The sequence below is a fragment of the Chryseobacterium barbadense genome (genome assembly GCF_042849955.1).
Taxonomy (GTDB): Bacteria; Bacteroidota; Bacteroidia; order Flavobacteriales; family Weeksellaceae; genus Chryseobacterium.
The window spans coordinates 1-4,133 of sequence record NZ_BAAFHL010000115.1; the positions used below are offsets into that span (position 1 = coordinate 1).

7 protein-coding genes are annotated in these 4,133 nt (G+C 37.7%); 6 read left to right on the plus strand and 1 reads right to left on the minus strand.

Translation table 11 applies throughout. The annotated features are described in order from the left end of the window. Nucleotides 1-29: 29 nt before the first annotated feature. The 5 genes from ACGHIN_RS16805 to ACGHIN_RS16825 all read left to right on the plus strand — a co-directional run bounded on the left by ACGHIN_RS16805 (nucleotide 30) and on the right by ACGHIN_RS16825 (nucleotide 2,718). The gene (locus tag ACGHIN_RS16805; RefSeq protein WP_390456247.1) at nucleotides 30-497 is read left to right on the plus strand and encodes an SRPBCC family protein; all 468 of its coding nucleotides are present in this window, start codon (nucleotides 30-32) and stop codon (nucleotides 495-497) included. Nucleotides 498-502: 5 nt separating this feature from the next. Further along, nucleotides 503-1,081: a YdeI/OmpD-associated family protein gene (locus ACGHIN_RS16810; protein ID WP_390456228.1), complete on the plus strand. Its 579-nt coding sequence runs from the start codon at nucleotides 503-505 to the stop codon at nucleotides 1,079-1,081. 18 nt (nucleotides 1,082-1,099) lie between these two features. Further along, nucleotides 1,100-1,498 carry a DoxX family protein gene (locus tag ACGHIN_RS16815; RefSeq protein ID WP_390456231.1) on the plus strand — a complete coding sequence of 133 codons (399 nt, stop codon included), beginning with the start codon at nucleotides 1,100-1,102 and terminating at the stop codon, nucleotides 1,496-1,498. 27 nt (nucleotides 1,499-1,525) lie between these two features. Next, nucleotides 1,526-2,083, plus strand: a complete 558-nt coding sequence (locus tag ACGHIN_RS16820) for a DUF4256 domain-containing protein (RefSeq protein WP_390456234.1) — start codon at nucleotides 1,526-1,528, stop codon at nucleotides 2,081-2,083. A 134-nt stretch (nucleotides 2,084-2,217) separates the two neighbouring features. Next, nucleotides 2,218-2,718 (plus strand): hypothetical protein, encoded by a 501-nt coding sequence (locus ACGHIN_RS16825; RefSeq protein ID WP_390456237.1) that lies wholly within the window; start codon nucleotides 2,218-2,220, stop codon nucleotides 2,716-2,718. Nucleotides 2,719-2,790: 72 nt separating this feature from the next. Here ACGHIN_RS16825 and ACGHIN_RS16830 read toward each other — a convergent pair whose 3' ends face one another. Further along, entirely contained in the window at nucleotides 2,791-3,822 is a 1,032-nt protein-coding gene (locus ACGHIN_RS16830) for a threonine aldolase family protein (protein ID WP_390456241.1), read from the minus strand. An 85-nt stretch (nucleotides 3,823-3,907) separates the two neighbouring features. Between ACGHIN_RS16830 and ACGHIN_RS16835 the strand changes: the two genes are divergently transcribed. Then, nucleotides 3,908-4,133, plus strand: a 226-nt coding sequence (locus tag ACGHIN_RS16835; RefSeq protein ID WP_390456244.1) for a metal-dependent transcriptional regulator, incomplete at its 3' end; no start/stop codon positions are given.

Genomic DNA, 4,133 nt, shown 5'->3' on the forward strand with positions numbered 1-4,133 from the left:
AAAGCCTACCAATCCAAAAAATAATCAGTATGGAACTAAAGACCAAAATCCACGCAGAAGACGGCAAACAGGAAATTTTCATCACAAGGGAGTTCGATCTGCCTTTGGAACTGCTTTTCAGAGCCTATTCCGAAGCGGAACTTATAGAACAATGGATGGGAAATAAAGTATTAAAGCTTGAAAATAAGCAACACGGCGGCTACGAATTTCAGATTACCAACCCTCAGGGTGATGTGGTTTTCAAAGCTAACGGAGCTATCCATGAGTTTATTCCCAACCAGAAAATTATCAGAACCTTTCAAATGGAAAACACCCCTTTTCCGGCCCAGCTTGAATACATCACCTTTGAAAAATTAACAGATGATACCAGTAAAATTACCATTCATACTGTTTATCAGTCTGTAGATGACAGGGATCAAATGTTAAAATTACCTTTTGCACAAGGAATTAATATGGCCCATAACCGCCTTCAGGAAACTGTTTCTCATCTAAAATAAAGATTATGAACCCAAAAGCTGATTTTTTCTTTAATAATGCCGGGCCATGGCAAAAAAAATTTGAGAAATTAAGAGCCATTCTACTGGATACAGGCCTTGAGGAAGAAGTAAAATGGGGATGTCCGTGCTATACCTATCACGGCAAAAATATTGTTTTGATTCATGGCTTCAAAGAATACTGCGCCCTCCTGCTGTTTAAAGGTGCTCTATTAAAGGATACCGATAACATTCTTATCCAGCAAACGGAGAACGTTCAGGCTGCCCGGCAAATACGTTTTACCGGCCTTCAGGAAATTAATGATTTGGAAAAAGTGATAAAAATGTATGTTTATGAAGCCGTTGAAGTTGAAAAATCCGGACTTCAGGTCAAAATGAAAAAAACCAGGGAATTTGAGATACCGGAAGAATTTCAAAATAAACTGAATGAAAGCCCGGAACTACAGGAAGCCTTTGAAGCACTCACTCCGGGCAGGCAAAGAGCCTACCTACTCCATTTTTCTTCCGCTAAACAAACCAAAACCCGTGAATCCAGGATTGAAAAATATATCCCTCAGATCCTGAAAGGAAAAGGTTTAAACGATTAATAACTAAACACATCAAACATGGAAGCACAAAAATCACACAAAAGAAACAAGATCATCTACTGGATTTTCACCCTTTGGATGGCATTAGGAATGGTTTCAACAGCTATCGTACAGCTTATGGGACACCAGGACGAAGTGGCCAACTTCACCCATTTAGGATACCCTTTATATCTCATGACAATCATTGGGATCTGGAAAATATTAGGGGTTATTGCCGTTCTTATTCCTAAAACACCTTTGCTGAAAGAATGGGCTTACGCAGGTTTCGCCTTCGTTATGTCCGGCGCTTTAATTTCCCATCTCATTGTGGGAGATTCGTTGGGAAAGACCTTCCCTGCTCTATTACTATTGATTCTGGTAATGATATCCTGGTATTTCAGACCGGCCGATCGAAAGATTTTGGCTTCAAATCACTAAATTAGATTAACCACTTAAACAAATAATATGAGTAAAAAGAAACTGTCCGCCGAACAAAGCGAAAAACTATTGAAAGTTTTGCAACAACGCTTTGAAAAGAATATGTCCCGTCACAAAGACTTAGACTGGAACAAAATACAGTCCAGATTGGAAAAGAATCCTGAAAAACTCTGGTCATTAAATGAAATGGAAGAAACCGAAGGTGAGCCGGATGTAGTGGATTACGACAAAAAAAACGACGAATATATTTTCTTTGACTGTTCACCGGAAAGCCCGAAGCGCAGAAGTCTTTGCTATGATTACCCGGCATGGGAAGCCAGAAAGGCCAACAAACCGGAAAGCAATGTTATCGATAAAGCTTCCGAGATGGGAATTGAACTTCTTACAGAAGAAGAATACAGACAATTACAGGAGCTTGGAAAATTTGATCTGAAAACATCAAGCTGGGTGAAAACCCCGGCCAGCATCAGAGAACTCGGTGGAGCTATTTTCTGTGACCGCCGGTACAATACGGTCTTTATGTATCATAATGGGGCAGATTCCTATTATGCGGCAAGAGGCTTCAGGGGAGCTTTAAGGGTTTGATTGAGTAAACAATTATAATAACAATTCCACGTTATTAGAGAAGAATTTAAAATAATTTAATCATACCTGTCTTTTTAAAGATAAGTATTGTTATTTTAGCATCCGAAATTTGATTTAACATAATAAAAAGGATTATGAAAAAATTGATCTTACTGGGTTCGCTTTCCGTTTTTCTGATGAACTGCAACAAAAAAACAGAAACGGTAACTCCTCAGGTTGAACCTGATTCTACAGCAATCACAGAAACTGTGGTTGATACATTAGGCCCTAAATCTTTCTGCTATATGAGTGTAGTTGGGAAAGACACTGTTTTTGCAAGCATTGATGACAACCTGGGCACTATCACCGGGAAAATGTCTTACAAAAACAATGAAAAAGACAGCTCTAAGGGTGATGTTACAGGCTTCAAATCAGGAGATACCCTGAAACTTACTTATGAGTTCGAATCTGAAGGTACAAAAAGTAAAAGAGACATTTTCTTCATTCAGAAAGACAATACATTGATCGAAGGAATCGGTGAGCAGAAAGACGATAACGGCCAAATGAAATACGCCAACGAAAGCAAAATCAATTATAATGCGGGCCACAAACTGAAAACTGCTGATTGCAAAATCGTTACAGAAGCTCTGAAATAAAGTTCATACCATCTCATTCTGAGTATAGCAAAAAAACTGAACATATAAGCAGCCTGAATGGCTGCTTTTTCATTATAATTCTCTTTTAATAATTTCAATGAAGCTTTCCACAGCTTCATCATCCGTATTCCAGGAAGTAATCAGACGGACAGCTGAAAAATCCGCATCAATTTTTTTCCAGACATAAAATTCAAATTTCTCAAACAGAGATTCAATGATACGATTACTTAAAATCGGGAAAATCTGATTGGTATAGGTATCTGAGAGAAACCGCACTCCCCTTTCTTTCAATGCATTTTTAATTTTCATAGCCTGCCGGTTCGCATGTTTGGCCAGATCAAAATACAAATCATCTTTCATCAGTACCAAAAACTGGATTCCCAATAGTCTTCCTTTAGCCAATAAGGCTCCTTTTTGCTTGATATTAAAAGCAAAATCTTCCCGAAGACTTTGATTATTAATGATAATTGCCTCTCCTATCAGAGCGCCGTTTTTTGTTCCGCCCAAATAAAAAACATCCGTCAGCTCAGCCACCTTTTCCAGTGTAAGATCACTTATTTCCGAAGTTAAGCCATGCCCCATCCTGGCTCCGTCCATAAACAAATACAGGCTATTTTCTCTACAGAAGTCGGAAAGCTCTTTCAGCTCAGTTGCATTATAAATGGTGCCCAATTCTGTTGAATTAGAGATATACACCATTTTAGGCATTACCTGATGCGGAATATTTCTATGATTTTCCAATACAGGAATGATCTCTGAAGGTCTTAGCTTTCCATCTTTTGTCTCAATACTCAGGATTTTATGGCCCGTTGCTTCAATTGCTCCGGTTTCATTGTTCAAAACATGTCCGGTAGATGAGGAAATAACACACTGATAAGGCTTCAGGATCGAAGAAATAACAATTAAATTGGCCTGCGTTCCTCCTGAAACAAAATAGATATCCGAATTAGATTTTTTAATTTTTTGCTTAATTAATTCTTTCGCTTTTAAAGAATATTCATCTTCTCCATAACCGGCTTGCTGATCTAAATTATACTCTGAAAGAGCCTGCAGAATCAAAGGATGACATCCTTCTGAATAATCGTTTTTGAATGAAAATTTCATAGAGTAAAATTAAAAAAAGTTAAAACAACAAGAGCAGGATTTTCATAATATTTTGTTAGATTTGTATTGAAAATCATCTAACATTTTGAAAACAACATTAACGGAAGAAAACTATCTGAAGGCTTTGTTTCACTTGGTTGATCATGAAGGAAACGTAACAATTAACGAGCTCAGCAAATTTTTAAATGTAAAAATGCCGAGTGTGAATAATATGATGAAGAAATTTGCGGAAAAAAACTGGGTGATCTACGAAACCTATAAGCCGCTCATTGTTACGGAAAAAGGAAAAAGAGAAGCCGCACTCGTTGTCC

Bases quoted from the DNA above. Each gene is read 5' to 3' on its own strand.
- ACGHIN_RS16805 (WP_390456247.1), top strand. From the start codon at position 30: ATGGAACTAAAGACCAAAATCCACGCAGAAGACGGCAAACAGGAAATT.
- ACGHIN_RS16810 (WP_390456228.1), top strand. From the start codon at position 503: ATGAACCCAAAAGCTGATTTTTTCTTTAATAATGCCGGGCCATGGCAA.
- ACGHIN_RS16815 (WP_390456231.1), top strand. From the start codon at position 1,100: ATGGAAGCACAAAAATCACACAAAAGAAACAAGATCATCTACTGGATT.
- ACGHIN_RS16820 (WP_390456234.1), top strand. From the start codon at position 1,526: ATGAGTAAAAAGAAACTGTCCGCCGAACAAAGCGAAAAACTATTGAAA.
- ACGHIN_RS16825 (WP_390456237.1), top strand. From the start codon at position 2,218: ATGAAAAAATTGATCTTACTGGGTTCGCTTTCCGTTTTTCTGATGAAC.
- ACGHIN_RS16830 (WP_390456241.1), bottom strand. From the start codon at position 3,822: ATGAAATTTTCATTCAAAAACGATTATTCAGAAGGATGTCATCCTTTG.